Source organism: Rothia nasimurium (genome assembly GCF_042660305.1).
GTDB classification, from domain to species: domain Bacteria; phylum Actinomycetota; class Actinomycetes; order Actinomycetales; family Micrococcaceae; genus Rothia; species Rothia nasimurium.
The window spans coordinates 57,221-80,869 of record NZ_JBHSTW010000003.1; the positions used below are offsets into that span (position 1 = coordinate 57,221).

Annotated in this window: 18 protein-coding genes and 1 riboswitch; of the genes, 10 read left to right on the top strand and 8 right to left on the bottom strand. The window is 62.2% G+C overall.

Annotated elements, in window-relative coordinates; translation table 11 throughout:
• Positions 1-294: 294 nt before the first annotated feature.
• The gene (locus ACFP6B_RS01600) at positions 295-702 is read right to left on the bottom strand and encodes a hypothetical protein (protein ID WP_237207538.1); all 408 of its coding nucleotides are present in this window, start codon (positions 700-702) and stop codon (positions 295-297) included.
• Between the two features lie 288 nt (positions 703-990).
• Between ACFP6B_RS01600 and ACFP6B_RS01605 the strand changes: the two genes are divergently transcribed.
• On the top strand, positions 991-2,424 hold the full coding sequence (locus ACFP6B_RS01605; protein ID WP_377125947.1) for an amino acid permease: 1,434 nt from the start codon (positions 991-993) through the stop codon (positions 2,422-2,424).
• Here ACFP6B_RS01605 and ACFP6B_RS01610 read toward each other — a convergent pair.
• The gene (locus ACFP6B_RS01610; protein WP_377125950.1) at positions 2,421-3,263 is read right to left on the bottom strand and encodes an HNH endonuclease family protein; all 843 of its coding nucleotides are present in this window, start codon (positions 3,261-3,263) and stop codon (positions 2,421-2,423) included. The two genes, ACFP6B_RS01605 and ACFP6B_RS01610, sit on opposite strands and share 4 nt — an antisense overlap.
• Positions 3,264-3,297: 34 nt before the next feature.
• Entirely contained in the window at positions 3,298-4,749 is a 1,452-nt protein-coding gene (locus tag ACFP6B_RS01615) for a hypothetical protein (RefSeq protein WP_377125953.1), read from the bottom strand.
• Positions 4,750-5,013: 264 nt separating this feature from the next.
• Here ACFP6B_RS01615 and ACFP6B_RS01620 point away from each other — a divergent pair, with 264 nt between their 5' ends.
• From ACFP6B_RS01620 to ACFP6B_RS01630, 3 genes are all read left to right on the top strand, one after another.
• Positions 5,014-7,380: a Tex family protein gene (locus ACFP6B_RS01620; RefSeq protein WP_377125956.1), complete on the top strand. Its 2,367-nt coding sequence runs from the start codon at positions 5,014-5,016 to the stop codon at positions 7,378-7,380.
• Positions 7,381-7,492: 112 nt separating this feature from the next.
• The gene (locus tag ACFP6B_RS01625) at positions 7,493-8,371 is read left to right on the top strand and encodes an aldo/keto reductase (protein WP_377125959.1); all 879 of its coding nucleotides are present in this window, start codon (positions 7,493-7,495) and stop codon (positions 8,369-8,371) included.
• Positions 8,372-8,425: 54 nt separating this feature from the next.
• A complete protein-coding gene (locus ACFP6B_RS01630; RefSeq protein ID WP_377125962.1) occupies positions 8,426-9,259 on the top strand; it encodes an aldo/keto reductase in 834 nt (277 codons plus the stop codon).
• A 140-nt stretch (positions 9,260-9,399) separates the two neighbouring features.
• Here the strand turns inward: ACFP6B_RS01630 and ACFP6B_RS01635 are convergent, their stop codons facing one another.
• On the bottom strand, positions 9,400-10,716 hold the full coding sequence (locus tag ACFP6B_RS01635) for an MFS transporter (RefSeq protein WP_237222387.1): 1,317 nt from the start codon (positions 10,714-10,716) through the stop codon (positions 9,400-9,402).
• Between the two features lie 2 nt (positions 10,717-10,718).
• Entirely contained in the window at positions 10,719-14,408 is a 3,690-nt protein-coding gene (locus ACFP6B_RS01640; protein WP_377125966.1) for a DEAD/DEAH box helicase, read from the bottom strand.
• Positions 14,409-14,558: 150 nt separating this feature from the next.
• Positions 14,559-14,686: riboswitch (SAM riboswitch) on the top strand.
• A 35-nt stretch (positions 14,687-14,721) separates the two neighbouring features.
• On the opposite strand from ACFP6B_RS01640, the gene ACFP6B_RS01645 reads away from it, so the two are divergent.
• Positions 14,722-14,937, top strand: coding sequence for a nuclease PIN (locus ACFP6B_RS01645; protein ID WP_083091505.1), 216 nt, complete (start codon positions 14,722-14,724; stop codon positions 14,935-14,937).
• Complete coding sequence (locus tag ACFP6B_RS01650; RefSeq protein WP_237197002.1) at positions 14,934-15,365, top strand: PIN domain-containing protein; 432 nt, start codon at positions 14,934-14,936, stop codon at positions 15,363-15,365. The genes ACFP6B_RS01645 and ACFP6B_RS01650 overlap by 4 nt, the downstream gene beginning before the upstream one ends.
• A 126-nt stretch (positions 15,366-15,491) precedes the next feature.
• Here ACFP6B_RS01650 and ACFP6B_RS01655 read toward each other — a convergent pair whose 3' ends face one another.
• Complete coding sequence (locus tag ACFP6B_RS01655; RefSeq protein WP_377125976.1) at positions 15,492-16,265, bottom strand: SDR family NAD(P)-dependent oxidoreductase; 774 nt, start codon at positions 16,263-16,265, stop codon at positions 15,492-15,494.
• Positions 16,266-16,377: 112 nt separating this feature from the next.
• On the opposite strand from ACFP6B_RS01655, the gene ACFP6B_RS01660 reads away from it, so the two are divergent.
• Entirely contained in the window at positions 16,378-18,270 is a 1,893-nt protein-coding gene (locus ACFP6B_RS01660; RefSeq protein ID WP_377125979.1) for a cell division protein PerM, read from the top strand.
• Between the two features lie 137 nt (positions 18,271-18,407).
• Here the strand turns inward: ACFP6B_RS01660 and ACFP6B_RS01665 are convergent, their stop codons facing one another.
• Positions 18,408-18,821, bottom strand: coding sequence for a hypothetical protein (locus tag ACFP6B_RS01665; RefSeq protein ID WP_377125982.1), 414 nt, complete (start codon positions 18,819-18,821; stop codon positions 18,408-18,410).
• A 111-nt stretch (positions 18,822-18,932) separates the two neighbouring features.
• On the opposite strand from ACFP6B_RS01665, the gene purN reads away from it, so the two are divergent.
• A complete protein-coding gene (gene purN / locus ACFP6B_RS01670; protein ID WP_237198808.1) occupies positions 18,933-19,511 on the top strand; it encodes a phosphoribosylglycinamide formyltransferase in 579 nt (192 codons plus the stop codon).
• A gap of 127 nt (positions 19,512-19,638) precedes the next feature.
• Positions 19,639-21,246: a bifunctional phosphoribosylaminoimidazolecarboxamide formyltransferase/IMP cyclohydrolase gene (gene purH / locus ACFP6B_RS01675; protein ID WP_377125985.1), complete on the top strand. Its 1,608-nt coding sequence runs from the start codon at positions 19,639-19,641 to the stop codon at positions 21,244-21,246.
• 121 nt (positions 21,247-21,367) lie between these two features.
• On the opposite strand, the gene ACFP6B_RS01680 is transcribed toward purH, so the two are convergent.
• Positions 21,368-23,065 carry a substrate-binding domain-containing protein gene (locus tag ACFP6B_RS01680; protein WP_377125988.1) on the bottom strand — a complete coding sequence of 566 codons (1,698 nt, stop codon included), beginning with the start codon at positions 23,063-23,065 and terminating at the stop codon, positions 21,368-21,370.
• 178 nt (positions 23,066-23,243) lie between these two features.
• On the opposite strand from ACFP6B_RS01680, the gene ACFP6B_RS01685 reads away from it, so the two are divergent.
• Positions 23,244-23,498, top strand: a complete 255-nt coding sequence (locus tag ACFP6B_RS01685; protein WP_377125991.1) for a hypothetical protein — start codon at positions 23,244-23,246, stop codon at positions 23,496-23,498.
• Positions 23,499-23,649: the final 151 nt, after the last annotated feature.

Here is a 23,649-nt window from a genome sequence, read left to right on the forward strand (position 1 = left end):
AACCCATCTACCTTTAATAAACAGTGTTTAATATCACTCATGTCTTTATATTTAAGACATATGTATGGTCATACTTTGGGGTCCTGGGACGTGAACTGTGGTGCCTGTGAAGGTGTGTTGTTCTGACTTCTGAATACTTTTCTGGGTAAGTTTTCTTCCTTTTGGGTGGCCGCTGGGTGTGTTGAATAGAGTTGATGAATCTGTCAGATTTTTTTATTTGGCATAGCATGCGGGTGCAGAAAACCGCCCCACTCCTGAAGGAGTGGGGCGGTGAGGTAATAGAGGAGCTGGGGGCTACTTCTTCTTGCCGGAGAAGAGGAGGGCCAGGCCTGCGCCGAGCAGGACGACGTCCTTCGCCATGGCGGTGCCTTCCTGGGTGGGGCGGATGCCGTCCTTTTCAGTCATGGAATCAATGCCGAAGTACATGCTCAGCAGGCCGCTTGAGAAAGCGGTCAGGCCCAGGCCCGCCAGTTTGGGAGAAACGAAAGGGGTCAGTAGGGCAGCACCCAGGGCGGTTTCACTGACGGCAAGGGCCTTGCCGAACTGCTTGTCGGAGAGCTTGGCTACCTGGGGGACGCCGGCTGAAGCCATGCCCTTGAGGTGGCCGTAGGTGGCCTCGTCCATGGAGAGCTTGCCGATACCTGAGTTGAGAATCAGGGCGCCGGTGGTCAGGCGGAGGGCTGCGTTTGAAAGCTTGGGCATGAGAAATCCTGTCGATAGGGGTCTCGGGGCCGCATAGCAACCCGAGAAAATTTTGTTTCCGTGTAAACATTCTAGCGCGGCGGTGGCGGCTTGAACAGCGGGAAAGTGTGGACGAGCGGACGCCCGGGGTGACCCTGTGCGGAAAAACACCCCTGCTAGAAGGAGTACACTTGACCTGAACTATAACAAAATACCGGTCTGGAAAGGCGCGCAATCCCTGCTCTCCCCGCAGAAGAGGGGCCGTGTTCGCTCCCGGCAGGTCTTTGACTCTTCTAAGGGGGGGCGCTCATGGCTACAGCCGAGCACACACCTGAACCGCAGGCGGCAGAAGGCCTGCAGCGCGGTCTTTCGAACCGTCATATCCAGCTCATCGCCATTGGTGGCGCTATCGGCACCGGCCTCTTTATGGGCTCGGGCAAGACCATCTCACTCGCAGGCCCGTCCCTGCTGCTGGTCTACGCCATTATTGGTGCTGTGATCTTCCTGGTGCTCCGCGCCATGGGTGAGCTGCTGCTGTCAAACCTCAACTACAAGACCTTTAACGACTTCATCACCGACCTGCTGGGCCCCAGCGCTGGCTTCCTGATGGGCTGGTCCTACTGGTTTACCTGGGTCGTTATCGGTGTTGCAGATATTATTGCTATCACCAGCTACGTCCATTTCTGGTGGCCCGACCTTCCGGCCTGGATTCCAGCTCTCTGCCTGATTGGCCTGTTGCTGGCCCTGAACCTACCCAGTGTGAAGAACTTCGGCGAAATCGAGTTCTGGTTTGCCCTCATCAAGATCGTGGCAATCGTCCTTCTTATCATCGTGGGCCTGGTCATGGTCATCGCTGGCTTTACCTCCCCTAACGGTGATAAGGCCTCCGTTGCAAACCTCTGGAACGACGGCGGCTTCTTCCCCATGGGCGCAAGCGGCTTTTTCGCAGCCTTCCAGATCGGTATCTTTGCCTTCCTGGGCGCTGAACTGATTGGTACCACTGCCGCTGAAACCAAAGACCCCACCAAGACCCTGCCCCGCGCTATCAACGCGGTGCCGGTGCGTATCATCATCTTCTACGTGCTGACCCTGGCCGTGATTCTCATGGTCACCCCCTGGCGCAACATCGACCCCAACCAGAGCCCCTTCGTTGAAATGTTCACCCTGGCGGGTCTGGGCTTTGCCGCCCACCTGGTGAACTTCGTGGTGCTCACCAGCGCGACCTCGTCCGCTAACTCGGGTATCTTCTCAACCTCCCGCATGATTTACGGCCTGGCCCAAAGCGGTAGCGCCCCCGCCATCTTCGGCAAGCTTTCAAAGAACGGCGTGCCCCGCAACGGTCTCTTCCTGACCACCGTGCTGCTCTTCTCGGGCCTGATTCTGCTCTACTCGGGTGACTCCCTTATCGCGGCCTTCACCCTGGTGACCACCGTAGCTTCGGTTCTGACCGTTGTTACCTGGTCGCTGATTATGATTGCCTACCTCAAGTATCGCAAGACCCGCCCGCAACTACACGAGGCATCCGTCTACAAGCTGCCCGGTGGCGTCTTTACCTGCTACGCCGTCCTCGCCTTCTTCGCGGGCGTCATCGTGCTGCTCTTTATGTACGAAGACACCCGCCAGGCTCTGATCGCCATGCCTGTTTGGTACGCCCTGCTGGGCGCAGGCTGGTGGCTGGTCTACCGCAAAAACCGCGGCCAGACCCTCACCGCCCGCGCTGAAGAGAAGGCTAAGAACAACTAGCCAGCGAAGCTGGACCTGTAAGCGGGCTGGTCAGGGCACGTCGCGAGGACGCCCTGCATAGCCCGCTTTTCAGCGCCTGTGACGGTGAGCTGGTAGGCAGCTTTTACCGATACCTGCCGTGCCACGTATTCGCAGCGGTAGCCGGGCTGGGGGAGCCAGGCGTCCGCGCTCTTATCGGACTTCTCGGTATTCGCGGCCTGCCCCGCCGCCTGCAGGTTGAGCGGGTCATTCGCTAGTAGTACGCGCTGGTCTGCGCTCCACTTCCAGGCCCCAGAAACCCAAGCATTAGAGAGCGCCACTACATGGTCAATCGGCACAGCCTCGCTGGTCTTGGGGCCGCGGGTAAAGTCAATGCTTTCAGCGGTGTAGGGGTCTAGCAGGTTCCCCGAGAGCACATAGCAGTTAGCTCCAATCTCAAGGTGGGTGAGGTCGCGGGTCAAAATATCGTTGCGCTGGTCGCAGCCGTTTTTGTCAATATCCGTCCAGGGCTCCCCATAGGCGTCCCGTTTGTAGCGTGTTTCTGCGTAGGCCTCTGCCACTGTGAGGCCATCTAACACCTCACTGGCGGTGGAATAGGTCTGCACCCCCGAACCCGCAAAACCGGTACTCACAGCGGTACCCGCAGGATTGAGCAGGCTATCGAGGGCAGACCGCACATTCCACTGGTGTGACCGCAGCCAGAGCACGCCACCTACCAGCAACACCGCAACCAACAGAAGGGCTAACGCCCGCCGCAGACCCCGGGGCAAATCCGCTACAAAACGGACGCCCGCACGAATCTGGCGGTCACTGGGCGAGGAAAGACGGGGCGCGGAACGGCGCTTACGGGAGGTGCTCATAGGCCACCTATTCTAGCCCCGTAAGCTGGGTGTTCTAGTCAAAATCCTCAATCACCACGTAGCCGCTGCCGGTCACCGGCACCATGGGGATAGACCCGGTGCTGGGGTGAGCAACATTGGCCGCGGGGCTACCGGTGGGGTCGTCCGACTGGAAGTAGTCAGAGTGGTCACAACCCATGCCCTCGCGCATGGCCTCAATAATGCCGTGCGCGGCGTCCTTGACCGACAGGAAGTTGCGGGTCCAGCGTCCGCCCGCTGCGGGCGTCCGCCAGCCTGCCCCCTCCAGAAAGTCCGTATCGAGCTCTACCTCAATCAGGGCAAACTCTTCAGGGGAGGTCAGCTCACAGAAGTATCCGGCAGGGGAGCGCAGAATACTGACATAGTTGGTGTAGTCCCCGGTGGCCACTACCTCGGGTGAGATGTAGTACATGCGTAGGGAAAGGCTCCAGGGCAGCTCTTCCAGGCGCTGCTCCATCACCGACATCAGCCCCTGCCAGGCGCGGGCCGAGCGCTCGCTGTCGGTCAGGGGCTTGGGCCGCACCACGCCGATACCCTGGGCTTGGATATCTTCGATGTTAAGAGGCTCCGTGGGGTCCACAGGGGGCTGGGCGACAGACCTGGCAGGTAGAGCCGGTGAGCCCCCCATAGCCAGGGCATCGTTGAGCATCTGGCGGCCAGCTTGCAGGGCCAGGTGCCAGGAACCGTACTTGGCCCGAACCGCACCCAGGCGGGGCACGCGCCCGCTCCGGGCAGGGTCTTCAGCCCAGCTACCGTAGAGCAGCACCGAAGGCTTGCGGTCGTAGCGAATACAGTAGTTCAGGAATTCACCTAGGGTGTTGCGGAAAGTGCGCTCACTCAGGCTGTTGGCCTCGAGTTTAATTCCCTGATCTTCAGCGTCCGGCGGGCAGACTCCCACCTTCAGCAGGGCCTTCGACCAGGAACGGTCCCCCAGACGGTCTTCAATCAGTGCGCGGGACGGGGGCCACGAGAAATCCCCGCGAGAGATATGGGCAATTTCCTGCGGCAGGTTGGCGAGGAAGTCATCGTAGGCCTGCTCCTCAAGCAGGGTATAGGGGAGCTCTGCCATATATTTGAGGGCAGCACCAATGAGCCCAACGACACCGGCAATCGCATCAGAAGGAACCGCAAAGGACTCAAGCATGCGCGGAAGATCCTGGATGATGGTGGGGTCAAGGCCCACCGCAGCGTACTCGTAGTCGGGCTCAAGACCATAACTGACAGCTACCGCATACCAGATAGCCGAGGCCATGAGCACGTTCGAGTGGGTTTGCCCCTGGCTACCGCTAAAGAGCCAGCGGCCGGAGTGAACTGCCTGATCCAGTAAATCGCGGTCGATATCGGGGTAGAGAACGGACGCGCGGTGTACAGCTTCAGAGGAGGTCCAGCCCATGCACGCGAGCCCGCCCAGCAGGGAGTCGTATCGCTCGCAGAATTTGGCGTAGGTAAGGTCGGTTGCATCTGGCACGGTGGTTCTCCAAAGCAAAGGTCATACAAGATTGTGTTTGGGGTGAAAAAGTTTGGGGCTAGGCCTACCTAGACCGGCCCCCAGAATACCCTGTAGAACTACTTTAGGGGGTGCTACCCCTCTCTGACCACTGCAAGCGCAACTATTACACACAGATGAACGGACGCCCGCACCCGGCTTGGGGGCCTTGGGCGGCTGGGTTGCGTCCCTGGCTAATCTGCCCTGCTGATTCCGGTAGCAAACCGGTATGAGAAACTAGAAACTATGACACACGCAGGCCCGGTAGCAGACCCCCACGCCCCCCTTCCCTCCATCGAGGAACGTATCGCTGTAGAACTCGGTGCCCGCCCCGGCCAGGTGCGCTCGGCTGTAGCCCTGCTTGATGACGGAGCCACCGTGCCCTTCATTGCCCGCTACCGTAAGGAAGCCACCGGCGGGCTTGATGATGCCCAGCTACGCACTCTAGCTGAACGCCTGCGCTACCTGCGGGAACTTGAAGAGCGCCGGGTAGCTATCGTGCAGACCCTGCACGAGCGGGCTCTGCTCACCGACGAACTGGCCGCCGCGCTGGCGTCCGCCCCCACCAAAAACGAGCTCGAGGCGCTCTACGCGCCCCACAAAACCAAGCGCAAGACCCTGGCCTTTCTTGCCCGCGAGGCCGGGCTGGAGTCCCTGGTCGAAGACCTGCTTGAAGTTCCCTTCGCCCCCACCGCCGATATTGCTGACGCCTACGTCGAACCTGAACTGGCTGATGCCGAACCCGGTACTGTTGAGGCCACCGTCGCCTCGGTCGACAATGCCCTGGACGGAGCCCGGGCCATCTTGATTGAGCAGGCCATGACCGACCCCGCCCTGGCCGAAACCCTCCGCCAGCGCTTTGTACGCCGCGGCGTTATCACCTCCCGGCTAGTACCCGGCCAGCAGGAGGCCGGGGCGAAGTTCAGCGACTACTTCGAGTTCAACGAAGAGATCCGCCGCATCCCCTCCCACCGGGTGCTGGCCCTGCTCCGTGCCGAAAAAGAAGGTGCCGTTAAGGTCAGTTTTGACGTGGACGTGCTGCCCCCGGCCAAGTCCTCCCTCAAGGGTGCCGCCCGCGAAGCTGCCGAAATTTTGGCTGAAGAATACGACCGGGAGCGTAGCTGGTACGAACGTACCGTAGCTGAGGCTCTGGGGATCGGGGCCCAGGTGCTCAACATGGTCTCCGACGAAACCATGGTCGTTGGCTGGCTGGCCAAGACCGTGCGCATCGCCTGGCGTCAGCGCCTACTACCCCGCTTCGCCGCAGAAGCCCGAACCTCCCTCTTCGAACAGGCGGAAAAGGACGCCATCGCCGTCTTCGCCTCGAACCTGCGCGATGTACTGCTGGCAGCACCCGCTGGCTCCCGCACCACCCTCGGGCTCGACCCCGGCCTGCGCACCGGCGTTAAGGTCGCTGTCATCGGGCAGACCGGCCAGGTGCTGGCCACCGACGTCATCTACCCCCACGCCCCCCGAAACCAGTGGCAGGCGTCCCTCGACACTCTCACCCAGCTGGTGCAGGCCCACCGGGTAGAGCTCGTAGCCATCGGCAACGGAACAGCCAGCCGTGAAACCGACAAACTTGCCAGCGACCTCATCAAACAGTGCGCGGCTAACGGCTACCGGGGTCTTGAAAAAGTGGTGGTCTCCGAAGCCGGTGCCTCCGTCTACTCCGCCTCAGAACTGGCCAGCCGCGAACTACCCGGCATGGACGTCTCCCTGCGCGGGGCGGTCTCTATCGCCCGCCGCCTGCAAGACCCCCTGGCCGAACTGGTCAAAATCGAACCCCAATCCATCGGCGTCGGCCAGTACCAGCACGACGTTTCCCCGGCCGCCCTCACCCGCGCCCTCGACGGCGTGGTCGAAGACTCCGTCAATGCCGTTGGCGTACTCGTCAACTCAGCCTCCCCGGCTCTTCTTGCCCGGGTGGCGGGCTTCAACAAGACCATCGCCGAAAATATCGTTGCCTACCGCACCGAGCACGGCCCCTTCACCCGCCGCACCGACCTGCTCAAGGTACCCCGCCTCGGCCCCAAGGCCTTTGAACAGGCAGCCGGCTTCGTCCGTATCACCGACGGCAGCGAACCCCTGGATGCCTCGGGCGTGCACCCCGAATCCTACGACCTTGCCCGCAAGATTGTGGCCGCAGCCGGCGGCTTCACCCAGGGTAAAGTCAGCGCAGACGCCCTTGCGTCCCTCAACCCGCGTGACTTCACCACAGCCACCGTCGGCCTACCCACCATCACCGACATCATCACCGAACTTTCTGCCCCCGGCCGCGACCCCCGCCCCACCTTCCGCACCGCCCGCTTCGAAGAAGGCATCGAAACGATCGCCGATCTTACCCCCGGCATGATTCTTGAAGGAACCGTCTCCAATGTCGCGGCATTCGGCGCCTTCGTCGACATCGGCGTGCACCAGGACGGCCTGGTACACGTCTCGCAGATGAGCCGCGAGTTCGTCTCCGACCCCCACACCATCGTCAAATCCGGCGACATTGTGCAGGTGCGCGTAGTCGAAGCCGACCCCGCCCGCAAGCGTATCTCCCTCTCCCTACTCCTCGAAGAGCCAGAACCTAAGGCCCGCAAGACGAGCGGACGCCGGCGCCGCTAGTTAGAGCGGCAGAGCGGGGTACGGCTGCAACCAGCACCCTGAACGCCAGCCCCGAGCCAGCTGGCTGCCACCGCACCCCGCCTCTGCATTCTCCACAGCAAAGGACTTCCCTATGAACCTGTCCCTGACCATGAACGATGGCCGCAGCATTCCCCAGCTGGGCTTTGGTACCTGCCGTATCGCACCGGCTGCCACCGCAGCAGCAGTAGCAACCGCCCTCGACACCGGCTACCGTCACATCGATACCGCCACCATCTACAAGAATGAAGCGGGAGTGGGGCAGGCCGTGGCCGAATCCGGCCTACCCCGCGCCGAGCTCTTCATCACCACCAAGCTCTGGAACACCGACCAGGGCTACGACACCGCTATCGAAGCAGCCGAACGCTCCCTGGAACTTCTGGGTCTGGACTACCTCGACCTCTACCTCATCCACTGGGCCCAGCCCGGTCTTGGTCGCTACCGGGCCTCCTGGGAAGCCCTGGTCGAGCTGTGCGAGCGCGGGCTGGTACGCTCCATTGGCGTTTCTAACTTCACCGACACCCAGCTTGACCAGATCATCGGCGACACCGGCGTCACCCCGGCGGTCAACCAGATTGAACTGCACCCCTACCTCACCCAAAGCAGCATGCGGGCAGAAAACTCGGCCCGCGGCGTCCTCACCGAAGCCTGGAGCCCCCTCGGCAACGGCCTGGTGCTGACCGACCCCGCTCTGCAAGAGCTCGCAGACCGCCGCGGTATCGGGGTAGCCGAACTGGTGCTGGCCTGGCACCTGACCGTAGGTAACGTGGTTATCCCCAAGACCGAAACACCCGCCCGCATGGCCTCAAACCTGGCGGTGCAGGGCATGGAACTAACCCCTGACGAAATAGCGGCTATCGAAGCCCTGCACCGCAATCACCGCCTTGGCGGCGACCCCGCCGAAGGCGACCTGGGCGCCCCCGAATACAGCGACCGGCGCACGTTCACCCCTACCGAACAGGCTAGGGGCTAATCAGAAGAGCGGACTAGAGTGGGGTGTGACCGTGCATACTCGAAAGGAAAAACCATGACTGAGTCACCCCTTCTCACCTTCAACGACGGCAACAGCATCCCCCAGCTGGGCTACGGCGTCTGGCAGGTAGAAAACGACACCGCCGAAAAGGTCGTCGGCCTAGCCCTTGAAGCTGGCTACCGCCACATCGACACTGCCAAGATCTACGGCAACGAAGAGGGCACCGGCAAGGCAATTGCTGACTCCGGCGTCGCCCGCGAGGACGTCTTCCTCACCACCAAGATCTGGAACGACGAGCAGGGCTATGAACAGGCTCTAGCCGCGGCAGAGGCCTCCCTGGAACGCCTGGGCACCGACTACGTCGACCTGCTCCTGGTTCACTGGGCTAAGCCCTCCCAGGGTCTCTACACCGAGACCTGGAAGGCCCTCATCGAACTGCAGAAGCAGGGCAAAGCCAAGTCCATCGGCGTCTCTAACTTCCCCGAAGAGCAGCTGCGTGAAATCGTCGCCGAAACCGGCGTTGTGCCCGCTATCCACCAGATTGAGCTGCACCCCTACTTCGCCCAGGAGAACCTGCGCGAGGTCCACGCAGAACTTGGCATTGTCACCCAGGCATGGAGCCCCCTGGGCAACCGCTCCGACCTGCTGGATAACCCCGTGATTGGCGAAATTGCCAAGGCGCATGACGCCACCCCCGCCCAGGTTGTGCTGGCCTGGCACCGAGCCCACGGCATCGTTGCCATCCCCAAGTCAGTAACCCCCGAGCGTATCGTCTCTAACTTCGAGTCCCTGAACGTTGCCCTGACCGGCGACGAGGTTTCAAAGATTGACGCGCTCTCATCAGCCGAAGGCCGTATCGGCCCCGACCCGGCAGATATCGACTTCTAATAAGGGCTACCCAAGGGGCAGAGCAGGGTCACAGCGAAGCTGCTGGCTCGGGGCTGGCGTGAATCGCTTGTGAGCGCTAGCGAACCAGCGAGAGGGTCGGCAGCGAGCGTGACCCTGCTAGCCCCTGACTAGCGCGACTTCTAGGAGTCAACGATAGGCTGCTGCCGTGTTTCGGGGATAGGCTCCGGTACATAGCGCCAGAGGGCAGGTGCCGCCAGCGTTGCTAGGGCGATGGTGACCATCACCAGGGTTCCGCCGATGACCGCAGCTAAGGGGGAGCCCACCAGCTCGGCGGCACCACCCACAAAGGCCATGCCCAGGTTGGGGCCGCCCGCAACCGTGATGATGAAGAGCCCCTGTAAGCGTCCGCGCAGGGCGTCGGGGGTGGCTACCTGAATAATGGTGGAACGGTAGACCGACCCCAGGGCGTCTGCCCAGCCCATGAAAGCCAGCGCCGCAAAAGCCAGGCTGAGCGGCAGTAGGTTTTCGGTGATGGAGGCGCTGGGCACCCGCCCCTCATAAGCCCAGGCGATGAGCCCGAAGGCGATAAAGCCCAGCCCCCACCCGGTGTAGCTGAGGGTGAGGAAGCGCCCCTGGCGGCGGACGTCCTTAAGGAAGCCCGAGAAAGACACCCCGATCAAGGCACCCACGGGGCCGGCAGCTAGCAGCAGGCCGGCCCCGGCTTCACCGCCGCCGAAGGTCAGGGCCGCCAGGGCCGGGATGAGCGGGCGGGCCTGGGCGAAGAACATGCCGAGTAGGTCCACCACAAAGGTCATACCCACGACCGTGTTGCGGCGGACGAACCCCAGCCCCTCGCGGATTGAGGTCAGGACGGACGGACGCGCCGCCCCGCTCTGCTCCGGGAGCATGGCTGGGAGCCGGTAAAGGGCCCAGATGCCAACGGTCATCGCGAAAACGTTGATGGAGTAGGTGAGTTGGTAGCCGACGGAGGCTACGAGCAGGCCGCCGATGAGGGGCCCGGCGCTCATGCCCAGGGTGCCTACCGACATCATGAGGGTGTTGGCTGCCGGGAGTAGGCGGGGTTTGATGAGGCGGGGGATAATGGCCCCGCGGGCTGACTGGTTGATGGGCTGGAGCAGGGATTCTGCGGCGATGAGGGCGTAGAGTACCGCCACACTGTGGATGTTGAGCCAGGCGTGTAGAGCGATGAGTACGGTGACGCCCCACATGCCGAGGGTTGCTGTGAGGGCGACCTTGCGCCGGTCGTAGCGGTCGGCGATCACACCACCGTAGAGTCCGCCGATGACCAGGGGCACCACCGATACTAGACCCACCAGGCCCACGGCTCCGGCGGAGCCTGTGAGCGCGTAAATTTCGAGGGCGATTGCCACGCTGGTGATGGCAAAGCCGATGGTTGAGAAGAGCCCGCCGAGCCAGATGCGTCTGAAGTCGGGGGAGTAGGTGAGCGGGGTGAAGTCCATGAGAATTTTGCCCACGGTTAATCTCCTGTCTTCTCTGAGGCGGCACCCTGACCGGCGTCCGGTTCTGGGGCAGCCAGCAGGTCGCGTATCTGGGCGGCGGTGAGCTGGGAGGCAAAGAAGGCCCCCTCATCGACCACCGCGTCGAAGAGGGCCGCCTTGGATTCTTTGAGTTCCATGACCTTCTCTTCGATAGTGCCCGCTGAGACCAGTCGGTAGACCATGACGTTCTTGGTCTGCCCGATGCGGTGCACACGGTCAACGGCCTGCTGTTCGGCAGCCGGGTTCCACCAGGGGTCCATGATGAAGCAGTAGTCGGCGCTGGTCAGGTTCAGACCGAAGCCGCCTGCCTTGAGGGAGATCAGGAAGACGGGGACGGTGCCCGACTCGAACTCTTCGAGTAGCTCCCCGCGGTTGCGGGTGGAGCCGTCCAGGTAGAGGAAGGGGATGCCCATGTCAGAGAGCCTGCCCGCGACCTTTTTGAGGTAGCCGGTGAACTGGCTGAAAATCAGGGCCCGGTGGCCGTCGTGGATAATTTCGGGCAGGTTCTGCTCCAGGTAGTCCAGCTTGGACGACTCCACCCCGGCGTAACGCTCGGCGTCAATCAGGGTGGCATCCAGCGCCAGGCGGCGCAGGGTTGTGAGGGACTGGAAGATGGTGAAGCGGTTCTTGTCGATGTCTTCCAGTAGGCCCAGGATCTTCTGGCGCTCGCGCTGCAGGTGGGTGTCGTAGGCCCGGCGGTGGGCCGGGGCCAGGGGCACATCGATACGCATATCGGTCTTCTCGGGTAGGTCGGCGGCCACCAGTTCTTTGGTGCGGCGCTTCATGAGCGGACGGATGCGGCGGCGCAGTCTGCCCAGGGCCTTGGTTTCTTCACCGGATTCGATGGGGGTGGCGTAGACGTCCTTGAAAGCGCGGGCGGAGGGGAAGAGGCCGGGGGCGGCGATGGAGAACATGGACCACAGTTCCATGAGGTTGTTCTCCATGGGGGTGCCGGTCACCGCAATCTTGACGCGGGCGGGCAGGTCGCGGGCGGCCTGGTGGGCCTTGGTCTTAGCGTTTTTGACGAACTGGGCTTCATCGAGCACCAGCCCCTCGAAGGGCTGCTGGCTGCCCAGGTCAAAGTAGTGTTCTTCGTCGATGCGGAAGAGGGCGTAGCTGGTTACCACCACGTCGGCCGAGGCGACGGTATCGGCCAGGCGCCGCTTAGATTTCCGTACCGACTCTTCAACGCCGACCACCCGTAAGGAGGGGGCAAATCGTTTGATTTCCCGCACCCAGTTGGGCACCACCGAGGTGGGGGCGACCACCAGGAAGGGGGCGGACGCGTCCGCCCCGGCTTCCGCCCCACCCAGCTGCCCGGCGGCGTCCTGCCTCTTCTCCTGGGCGTGCAGGAAGAGGGCGATGGTTTGCAGGGTCTTGCCCAGGCCCATGTCGTCGGCCAGCACGCCGCCTAAGCCGTGCTCCCAGAGGAAGGCTAGCCACTGGTAGCCCTCCACCTGGTAGGGGCGCAGGGTGGCCTGTAGGCCGGTGGGCACCTCGGCGGGGGAGTGGTCATCGAGGTTGAGTAGGGCTGAAACCTGCTCGTCCCAGGCGGCTACGGTCTGGGTTTCGGCGGCGAGCTCTTCGAGTTCCTCCCACAGGCCTACCTGGTGGCGGTTGATTTCGAGCGGCCCGGTTTTATCGGTGAGCTGGGCGGCTTCGCGCAACAGCTCTTGTAATTTCATGAATTCGGGCCGGTCAAGGGCAAAGTATTGGCCATTGCCCAGGAGCAGGTGGGTTTGGCCCTTGGCCAGGGCAGCAACGACCTCTGAGAAGGCCACATGCCAGTCCCCGACCTTGATAGCGACACCCAGCCCGAACCAGTCGCGGCGGCGGGTGTCGTCCACAGTGACGATGATTTCGGGGGCTTCGTCAAGCTCACGGAACTCAGGTTTTGGGCCCTTGATATCGACCCGCACACCCTCAATCTGCTCGTAGTCGGGCACATAGGTTTCGAGCAGGGTGCGGGTGCCCCAGTTCTCGGTGTAGTGGCGGGTGAAGGGCACGCCGGGGCGAATCTTTTTGACCTCTTTGAGCACCCGGTACTCGTGGGCGGTATCGCGCACATCGGCCCGGTCTTCGCCGGGGTAGCCCAGGGCATCGAGCCTGAGAAAGTCGCTGTCGTCGCCGGTGGGATTGACCGGGTACTCCCAATGCCAGGCGGTGTGGGCGGTGAAGGGCGGGCCCGGCTCGTCAAAGGCAATGCTCAGCACCAGGGTGGGCATACGGACGGCAGGCAGCTCAAGATCTTCGCTGCTCGTTGAGATGGGCAGTGCCCGGGTGAGGGCAGGGTAGTAGTCGGCGAAGAAGGCGGGGACATCGGTAGCCGGAACGGTGACCGGCTCACCGGATATCAGGGATTCGGCAACCGCATCCAGCGGCTCAGCTAGGGGAATGAGCACCAGCTCGGAGTCGGCGGTGAGCCAGGAGGGGCGGTCCGTGGGCGCTACGTCCTCAGCCTGGGCCAGAGCCGAGGGCAGGGTGGACTCCCAGCGGGCAGCGGCCGCAGCCTTCACATAGGTCTCCTGGGCCGCCCCGCCCAGGGCGATAAAGCCCTGCCGGTTATTGCCCAGCTTGTGGGTAAAACTAGCGGGCAGGATGTAGGCCCCCCAACGGAGCAGGGGAGTCAGGCGCAGGGCATCGGCGGACGACCCCCGCTCGGGTACCGGTTCAAGGGCCAGTTCAACCTGGGGAGCGCTCGCGATAGTCAGGCCGGTTTCTTTGCCGTCTAAGAGGATAGACAGGCCCACCTCGCTAGCAGATTCCAGCATCTGCCAGAGCAGGGAAGAATCCACATTCGAGATAGAAGCCCAGTCGCGGTGGGAGGAATAGATGGACTGGGAGCCCCGAATCACCGCGTAAAACTCATTGAACCAGGCCGCGTGCTCGGGGAGCAGGCCGGTTCCCGCCGACCCGGCGGCAGAACCCGAAAACTTCTCCCAGCTCAAACCGCCCTTAATCCACTTGCCGCGGGCACCCATCATCAGGGGCCGGGCTTCAAGCGATACGCGGGGCGCCCCGATGTTCTTGGTCCACCCGTACTTACCGGGCACCACCAGGCGCAAATCAAGGGCACCGGCCACCCGGTGATTGCGGCTATCGTAGCTGGGGCGGGCAGCAAGAGAATGGGCCAGGGACCGCCGCCAAGCCGGTAGGGACTGCCCAGCCCGAGCACCGGCGTCCGCCTGCTCCTCGGTACCGGCACTCGCCTGCTCGCCCCGGTGTTCCCTCAGCAGATCTGCAGCCCGCTGCAGGCCCACCGTATCGGCCATCTCCAGGATCTCCTGCACCTTCTCGTCGGCGCTCGCTGTGGTCTTCCAGGTACTTGAGGACGCCGTCATAGCCCGCTTAGCCTTGGCCGTACGGTCGATTGCGGTCAGCATCAGCGCCACCGCATGCTTGCAGTTATGGGCCACCGGGCAGGAACAGGTCGCCGAAAAAGCATAGGAGCCCGCGGTGACCTCCGCAGGGAAAGCCACCCGCGCGGTGTAGGGAGCAGAACCAGAGCCAGCCACCTGCCCCTCCAGCACCCGCGCCTGCTCGTCATAGGTGTAACGAATGACATTACCCTCCCGCATATACCGCTGCCCCCGCGTGTAGGCACCAGAGCCCACCTGCCGAATAATGGCGGGGGCTGTCACCGGGATTTCAGGGAAAGAAGTAGACACAGGCACACCTTCACAACAGAGCAAATACCTAGTCTTCTAGCGTATCGCACCGCCTTACCCACAGCGCCCACGGGCAGGTTCGTCACAGTAAGAAAAATTTCTGAGACCGGTGTTTACAGAAGCGCCAACAGCGAGTTATGCTTTTACCAGCTTCAAGAGATTCAACTGTCAAGCTCCGACTTTGGTTGAACGCCAACCCCATGTTCACGGGTGGCTCGGATGACGAAGCGGTCTGCATCGCGCATTTCGGCGCTGTTTGGTGCAGGCAAGAGCAAGTTTCGAAAGGAATGCGCACTTTACGCGCAACGACGGCATGTCAAACGCTCGACCTCACGCCCACCGTCCTCACATCACCGTTCAGAAGAACATCTCTGCTGCCTCTGTACCCGCCCGCGGCGGCTACACCGCAATGAGCATCCAGGACTACACCCGCATCTCCAACGAGCGCAGCGAATTCCTCAACTTCCTGCTGGCCCCCAACCCCAGCGGTATCCCTGCAACTGAGTACGGTGTTCTGAAAGCTGCATGAGCCAGGTAGGTCTGCTTCTCGATTCCGATGTCCTTGCCGAGATCCGCAAGGCCAACCCGCACCCGCAGGTAGTGAACTGCCTGCGCCGCCGCTCCTACCGCACCATGTACATCTCGGTGCTCAGCCTCGGTGAACTCAAGGGGCTTTACCCCTACCCAGAAACCGAACGCTGGCTCGCTGAGCTCATGGACCGCTTCGACTCTCACGTACTAGAAGTCGACGCGAAGGTATCACTGGAGTGGGCCGGACGCCACGCCGAGAAGCACCTCCACCTGGTGGGTGGGCAGCGCCCCGCCCCCCTCGCCACAGCAGCCCTTGAGGGCCTGATGGCTGCCACCGCGACCGTCCACCAGCTTGAGATTATTTCGAGCAAGGCCGAGATTTATAAGTCCTGGGGCGTCCCGGCGGTGGATCCCTGGGAAGACTAGAGCCCGTAACATAGGTTCCACAGGCTCACGCTCGCTGCCGACCCTCTCGCTGGTTCGCTGACGCTCACGAGCGATTCACGCCAGCCGCCGAGCCAGCAGCTTCGCTGTGAGCCTGCGGAACCTTATCTAGTAGTCTCGCGTCCGCGCTATCGCAGCTGCCACCAGCCGGCGGGGTAGTGCCCGTGAGGCTGTAACCGCCAGCTTGTAGGGTAAGGACGGCACACAGATCGGCTTCCCTGCCGTCACCGCAGCGATACCTTCGGCAACAACCCGTTGGGGGCTCAGCCACAAAAAGTTCGGTAGGCTGGGCTCGCCCTGGCCCATGGCGTCGTGGAACTCCGAGCGGGTTAGGCCCGGGCATAGGGCCGTCACATGGATACCCCGATGCGAATACTGTAGATGGGCCGATTCTGAGGCCACCACGAGGAAACGTTTAACTGCCGAGTAGGTGCCGCCGGGGGTAAAGGCTGCCACTGAGGCAACGTTAATAATGCGGCCCCGGCCGCGCGGCAGCATGGCAACAATCGCCGTGTGCATGAGCTGGAGCGGAACCCTGGCCAGCACGTCGACCTGGTCAAGGTGGCGTTCTACAGGTGCTGCATCAAAGCTCTTGCCGAGCCCGAAACCCGCATTGTTGACCAGTATCTCAACGGGGCACTCAACCTGCTGTAGGCGCTCAACTAGGCGGGTGACGTCCTGCTCCACCAGCAAGTCGGCAGGGATTACCTCAATGTCCACCGCGAACCTGTCGCGCAGCTGGCCTGCTAAGTCTTCTAGAGCATCGGACCGCCGGGCGGTGAGTATCAGGTTGTACCCGGCTGCTGCATACTGGTGGGCGAACTCGGCGCCGATACCTGCTGAGGCGCCGGTAATCATCACATATGAAGTTTCACTGCTCATGGCTCCCACTCTACCGCCGGGGCGAGCTGGGCCGGTTATCTTCACCGCACTCTTACCCTGTTTACCGGCGCCATCAGGCACACAACAGAGAAACATGACATGATGAAAGACGATGAATACCACCGCTCACCCCAAACGTTCCCTCCCTATGCCCCTGTGGCTGCAGGGCTCAGTTGAACTTGCCCTCGTGGCGCTGGCCTCCTACCTCACTGTCGTCCTGCTCCTGGTGGCGGTCTGGTACACCAACGGCTTCAACAGCAGCGGTACCCTAGCCGGTGCTGTCTCTGTGGCCGGGCACCTGTGGCTACTGGTTCACGGCGTGCCCCTGAACATGAATATCCCCGAGCAGGGGGTCTTCTCAGCGGTGACCGGAACCATGAGCCTGGTACCCCTGGGCCTCACTCTGATCCCCCTAGCCCTCTGCTACCGCTCCGGCCGCCGCCTGGCCCGCGCCAGCTACGAGGGCCAGTTCTGGCAGCCCCTGGCCGGTGGTCTTCTCGCCTACGCCGTAGTGGGCGCCGGGGTGAGCCTGCTGTCCACTAACGACTTCTTCTCCACCTCACCCGCTCTCGCGGCCCTGGTACCCCTCTGGGTAGCGGCCCTGGGTATCCTCCTGGGTGGGTATGCCGAATCGCGCTCACTGGCCGCCATGATCGGTGTGAACGCGGCCGACTGGGTCAAGAAGTTCAGCCAGTATTCCCGCTGGGCAGGCTCCTATGTCTGGGCCCTGCTGAGGGCATCCCTGGTGAGCGTGCTGGCCTTTGTCGCCGGTGGTGCCCTACTACTTGCCGTCACCCTTTTCTGGCACTGGGACGACGTCGTCTCCCTTTATCAGACCCTGCACGCTGGTGCCGTCGGCGGCCTAGCCCTAACCCTGCTGCAGCTGGGTCTGCTCGTGAACCTGGTGGTCTACTCCATGGCGTGGAGCTCCGGCGCAGGCTTTGCCCTGGGCACCGGAACCTCCGTTGATCTGACCGGCACCAACGTGGGGGTCATGCCCTCCCTGCCGGTGCTGGGGGCGCTGCCGCACGCGTCCGAACCCTGGGGATACCTGGCCCTAGCTGTTCCCCTGGTCGCCGGTGCCCTGGGTGGCTGGTGGTTCTTCCGCGAAGGGGAAAACCACTTTGACGAGTGGCTTTCCCTCAAGATTCGCTTCCGCTGGCTGTCCTGGCCCCTCTCGACTCTGGGGCTTGCTCTCCTGACTCTGCTGCCGACCTTCCTGCTGACCACCCTGCTGGGCTGGGCTGCTAACGGGTCGTTGGGGCTGGGTCGCTTCACTGCTATCGGCCCGCACCCCCTCATCTTTGGGGCTTTCTCTGCCGTGCTGCTGGCTGTTGGCACCATGCTGGGGCTGGGCCTGGCCCACCTTCTGGTGCGCGACACCTCCGGTGAACTGGAGCGCTTTGCCCAGGCTAAGCCCACCCGCGAACAGAAGCGTGCCGCCCGCGCCGAGGCCAAAGCCCAGAAGGCAGCGGCCCGCGCCCAGCGCAAGGCAGAAAAGGCAGGGGCTGACCAGCCGGACGCTGCCGGGCCCGATACCGAGCAGGCCAGCCAAGAGCAGGAAGAGGCGGATTCTCAGGACGCCGGGGAAAAGACTCCCGCTGAGGGTGGGTCGGTTGCGGCCTCCAGCGAGAAGGGCGCCGCTACGCTGGCGCTAGCCCGTATTCTGGCCGACCGCGAGCAGATCCAGCCTGCCCAGAGCGATGAGCCCGCCGATAGCGATGAGCCCGCCGATAGCGATGAAGCTGCTACTGAAACTGACGAAGTAGCGCCTGAGAATGAAGCTGAAGATATCGCACCTAGGGCAGAAGAACCTGAAACTGTAACCGCTACTGAAGCCGAAGAGTCTGCTCTTGCAGAGCCCGAATCAGCTGATGCTGTCCCCGCAGAACTTGCTGTGCCCTTCCGGGCCGTGGTCAAGCGTCCTAAGTCCCTGCGTGCCCGCCGCCAAAAACGCCTTGAAGAGCTGGCAGACGGCACGGGTAAGGAACCTGAGACTCAGTAAGAGGTGGCCCAGACTCGCAGCGACGCTGCTGGCTCGGGGCTGGCGTGAATCGCCTTGTGAGCGCTAGCGAACCGGGCGAGAGGGTCGGCAGCGAGCGCGAGTCTGGGCCACCTTTGTATAAGGTAACTACTCACAGCCTACTGCCCCATAAGCTGCTGCAGCAGGCCGTCGCTCATTTGCGAGGTGCACTGCTGCTGGCGGCTCAGGGTCACAGCCTGCTGCAGGCACTCCGCGTAGGCGATGGTGGCGTCCACAAAAATCAGCTGAACCAGCGCGGCGAAGCCCAAAAAGAGCGACCAGAGCATCACCATGACCATGAGCACCACCGAAAAGGCGGGGAACTTAGCTCCCACCATTTTCACCAGGGTCACCGTGGCAAGAGTGCAGGTCAGCACTGCCAGAGCCGCTGTTACCGCGGCAAACCAGCCCGGGTAGGAGGTGCTAGCCACCGTAGCAACCATCGCCAAAAACGACAGGCGGGACCACACCTTGATATTCTCAAGCACACGGTCAGAGGGCAGCTGGGCAGAAGGACGCACGGTGTCAGACATACCTACCACCTTACCGCGCTCTGCCACCCGCCTCACACAGCACAAACTGCTGGCGTCTCAGCATGAAAACGCGGCAGTGTGTTGGCGCTCGCATGCGATAAACTTTTCTGTATGCGCATTGTGGTGATGGTGTCCGGATCGGGCACAAATTTACAGTCCATCCTTGACTCCGTAGCAGCCGGCGACCTGAACGCCACGGTCCTGGCCGTGGGTGCCGACAAGCCCTGCCTGGGAATCGAACGAGCAGAAGCAGCCGGAATCGAGACCTTCCTCGTAGAACCTTCCAGCTACGACACCCGCGAAGCCTGGAACCGCGCCCTGGAAGAAAAAATTGCCAGCTACGGCGCCGACTACATCATCTTCGCCGGCTTCATGCGCATCGTCGACGCCCAGCTCGTTGACCGCTTCAAAAACCGCATCATCAACACCCACCCCGCCCTGCTGCCGTCCTTCCCAGGAGCCCACGGCGTGCGCGACGCCCTTGCCCACGGGGTCAAAGTCACCGGGCTCACCGTGCACCTGGTCGACTCCGGCGTCGACACCGGCCCCATCCTGGCCCAAGCCGCCGTCGACGTCCTCGATGACGACACCGAAGAAACCCTGCACGAGCGTATCAAGGTCAAAGAGCGAGTGCTCCTGGTAGAAACCATCGCCCGCCTAGCTCAAGACCTCAACGGCGAACCAGCCTAACCCACAAGTTTAGCCCCGCACCACGGGGCTGGGCCTAGGGTCGGGGCTCCTTACCAAAACGACTCACACCCACGTAACCACCTGCTGACCCGGCCCAACCCGGCAGCAAAAGAAACGGAGTTAATCTGTGAGTCTCATTGAGCTCGACCGCGTACCGCTCAAGCGTGCCCTCATCTCTGTCTACGACAAGACCGGCCTCGAAGACCTAGCAAAGGGCCTGCACGAAGCCGGCGTCGCTATCGTCTCCACCGGTTCAACCGCCTCCACCATCGCCGCAGCCGGCGTGCCCGTCACCGAAGTCTCCGACATCACCGGCTTCCCCGAATGCCTCGAAGGCCGCGTCAAAACCCTGCACCCCCGCGTCCACGCCGGCATCCTGGCAGACCGCCGCAAGCAGGACCACATCGACACCCTTAAAGACATGGATATCGAGGCCTTCGACCTGGTCGTCGTCAACCTCTACCCCTTCGTTGAGACCGTAGCCTCCGGTGCTGACCAGGACGCCATCATCGAAAAAATCGACATTGGCGGCCCCTCTATGGTTCGCGCGGCAGCTAAAAACCACGACGCTGTAGCTATCGTCGTTGATCCCGCCAAGTACGGCCAGGTCGTTGAAGCTGCCAAGGCAGGTGGCTTCAACCTGGCAGAGCGCCGCCGCCTGGCGTCCGCCGCTTTTGCCCACACCGCCGCCTACGACACCGCCGTCGCCACCTGGACCGCTGCCCAGCTCGAGCAGGACGAGGATGCCAACTACTGGCCCCCCTTCGCAGGTCTCGCCTTCGAACGCTCTGAGTCCCTGCGCTACGGTGAAAACCCCCACCAGGCCGGTGCCCTCTACGTTGATCCCGCCGCAACCCCCGGTATCGCCCAGGCAGAACTGCTCGGCGGCAAGGCTATGAGCTACAACAATTACGTTGACGGCGACGCTGCCCTACGCGCCGCCTACGACTTCGACGAACCTGCCGTTGCCATCATCAAACACAATAACCCCTGCGGCATCGCCGTCGGCGCCGCAGATGCAGCCGATCCCATTGCAGATGCCCACGCCAAGGCCCACGCTTGCGATCCCCTCTCCGCCTACGGCGGTGTCATCGCAGCCAACCGCGAAGTTACCGCAGCCATGGCAGAAACCGTCAAGGGTATCTTCACCGAGGTCATCATCGCCCCCTCCTATGCCCCCGAAGCCCTGGAGATTCTGCAGACCAAGAAGAACCTGCGTATTCTTCAGTTGCCCGAAGGTTTTGCCCGCGATGCTATCGAATACCGCCAGGTATCTGGCGGTGCCCTCTTCCAGGATACTGACCGCCTGCATGCCGACGGTGACCGTGTGGAGAACTGGCAGCTGGTTGCCGGTGAGGCCGCCGACGCAGCCACCCTCGCTGACCTCGAATTCGCCTGGAAGGCCCTGCGCGCCGCCAAGTCCAACGCCATCCTGCTCGCCAACGACGGTGCCGCCGTCGGCATCGGCATGGGCCAGGTCAACCGCGTTGACTCCTGCCGCCTCTCCGTCGAACGCGCCAACACCCTGGCAGAAGGCGCAGAACGCGCCCGTGGCTCCGTCGCAGCCTCAGACGCCTTCTTCCCTTTCGCCGATGGCCTCCAAGTACTCCTGGACGCCGGCGTCCGCGCGGTTGTACAGCCTGGCGGCTCCATCCGCGATGAAGAAGTCATCGCTGCCGCCAAGGAAGCCGGAGTGACCATGTACTTCACCGGAAGCCGTCACTTCTTCCACTAGGCTCATCAACACGGCGGAGTGAATATACCTTCGCCGCTGATAGAACCAGTCAGCCACAGTAAAAAGTCCGCCCCTCCACGTCTGGAGGGGCGGACTTTTTACTGTAATCAGGGAAGATAGCCTACTGCTGCGCAGCTGCGTCCGAGATACCGGTGAGGGCTTCTGCGAAGATACGCTGAATGTCGGTGGGGGAGGACGCCATGTGGGCCTCGCCGCCGACGCTCTGGGCGATGGTGGTCAGAGCATTCATATCGGCGTCTTCAGAAACACCAATCATGATGATGAAGACCGGGTTAGCCGGGTCTTGCTCAGCCTGGATTGTAGAAATCAGTTCTTCCTGGCTGATGGAGTTATCGTCGTGGTTCTCACCGTCGGTCAGAACAATCACTGCGTTCACCGAACCGTAGGTGTAGTTTTCCTTAGCGGAACGGAAGGCCGCCAGGGTGGTGTCGTAGAGAGCGGTAAAGCCGTTGGGGTCGATAGTTGCTGCGATACCTGAGCCAGCTTCCTGTAGCAGCTCGCGCTGGGTCTTACCGTCTACAGTCTCTTCAAAACCGCGAACGGGTAACAGCTCCTGGTAATCAGAAACCGTGCCGTCGGGCAGAGTAAGGTCGCGGGAGAACTTCCACAGACCCATAGAGTCGCGGGCAGGGAAGAGCTGGGAACCTGCCAGAACAGACTCAACGGTAATGTCCATACGGGACTTATCGGTGCCCGCTACCGGCAGCAGCATGGAACCTGATGCATCGAGCACCACCAGGGCGTTCAGCGGTGCAGACTGGAGCGCGTAAGAAGTCCACACCTGGGTGAGTACATCCTGGTTGCTGGGAGCTAGCGCCGCAAAGCTTCCGACGCTGTATTCGCCCTCTAGTTCCTGGCCATCCGCAGCACGCAAGCCCGCACCAGCAAGAGCCTGTTTGCCCTCGTCGCTGGCCATAAAATCGATAATCTGCTGGGCAGCCTCATCAATGGTTGTGTTATTGCTGGTTGATGCCTGGTAGAGCGGGTAGTTCAGAGCGAAAGAAGCATTGCCAGGTATGGTGGCGGTCAGCCCGGAATCAGCGTGCGTCGAAGCGTAAGCTGCATAGTCAGCTTCAGTGACGATTGCGGCGTCCTTGGTGCCTTCATCAACATCGGTCAGCAACTCGGTGGCACTCTGGGCAGCTTCGGTAACACCGATGCTCTGGGCACGCAGAGCAGTGCCACCGGTCAGATCTTCGACGCTGACGGTGCCCGCTGATGCTTCAGAAATACCGCCCAGCAGGGCTGCAAAAGCGCCAGGGTCTTCCTTGGGGTCGCCCATGCTGACGGTGTCTTTAGCGTTGAGGGCTTCGAGCCAGGTGCTGTAGCTGGTGTTGTTTTCTGAAACGATGACGCCGGGGGTTTGCGCCAAGGACTCAGCAAGAGGCGTCAAACCGGCATTGGCCTCGCTCATGGCCAGCTCAGCACGTGCGGTGGAATCGGGAATCCAAAGGTTGGTGGTTGCTGAACCGCTGGTTGATTCGGACAGTACATCGCTGGCGGTTTTCTCGGTGGTGATGTCGAGAGTGATGCAGGTGTCTTCATCTACGGGCATAGCCTTGAGGGCTGCTGCCATGGGCTCGGTGGTGGCAACGGTGACGGCCTGGGTGGTGGAGCAGACAGCGGGTACGGTTTGGCCGTTGGTGGACTGCTTACCGTCGCTGGTGATGTTGGTGTAGGCGATAGCGCCACCGCAGAGCAGAATGACGGCTGCGGCGCCGGTTGCAATCCACTTGCGGCTGTTCTTCTTTTGCTTTTCAATGCGCTCTTGACGGCGCGATTTGGCGGTGTTCACCATGGGGTAGGTGCCTCTTCCCTAGTGCTATGCAGTGGAGTGGGCGAGCAGGGGCGCCTCAGCAGGTGCGGCTGGTGAGGTACTCGCAGATGCGGGTAACTGCTGCTGGGCAGTGCCGCTAGTTTCGCCCTTTAGTGTAGCAAGAAAGGCGCGCTCTGGCGGGGTTTATCGGGGTGAAGCCGTGACGGTGCCGGAGGTTGCTGAAGTAGTCAACGAACAGCTGGGTCTCTTACGCTCGCGTGTAGTGGCCAGTTACCGGGCCTGGGCCGAGACCGAACTAGATTTTTCCCCCGCGGAGCTTGAATCTTGGTTACAGGTGCTTGGCTCTGCTGTTCTCTCTGTACTGACCGGGTTTGCGGTGCAGGCCAGCACCATACAAGACTTTGACGCCGACAGCTACTTCGAATTCGCCCGCATTATTTTGAGGCAGGCCTAACCACCTCTTTCTCTGGGCGGACGTCGGTGGGCAGCTCACCGGCGTCCGCCCCCGCTGAAGGGGGAGGGGCAGAAAACCTGAAAATTGTCTCAAATCTGCCGGGGCAACGGGCACCAGCTAGCTAGGTCACATACACTTAAAAACAGAGTGC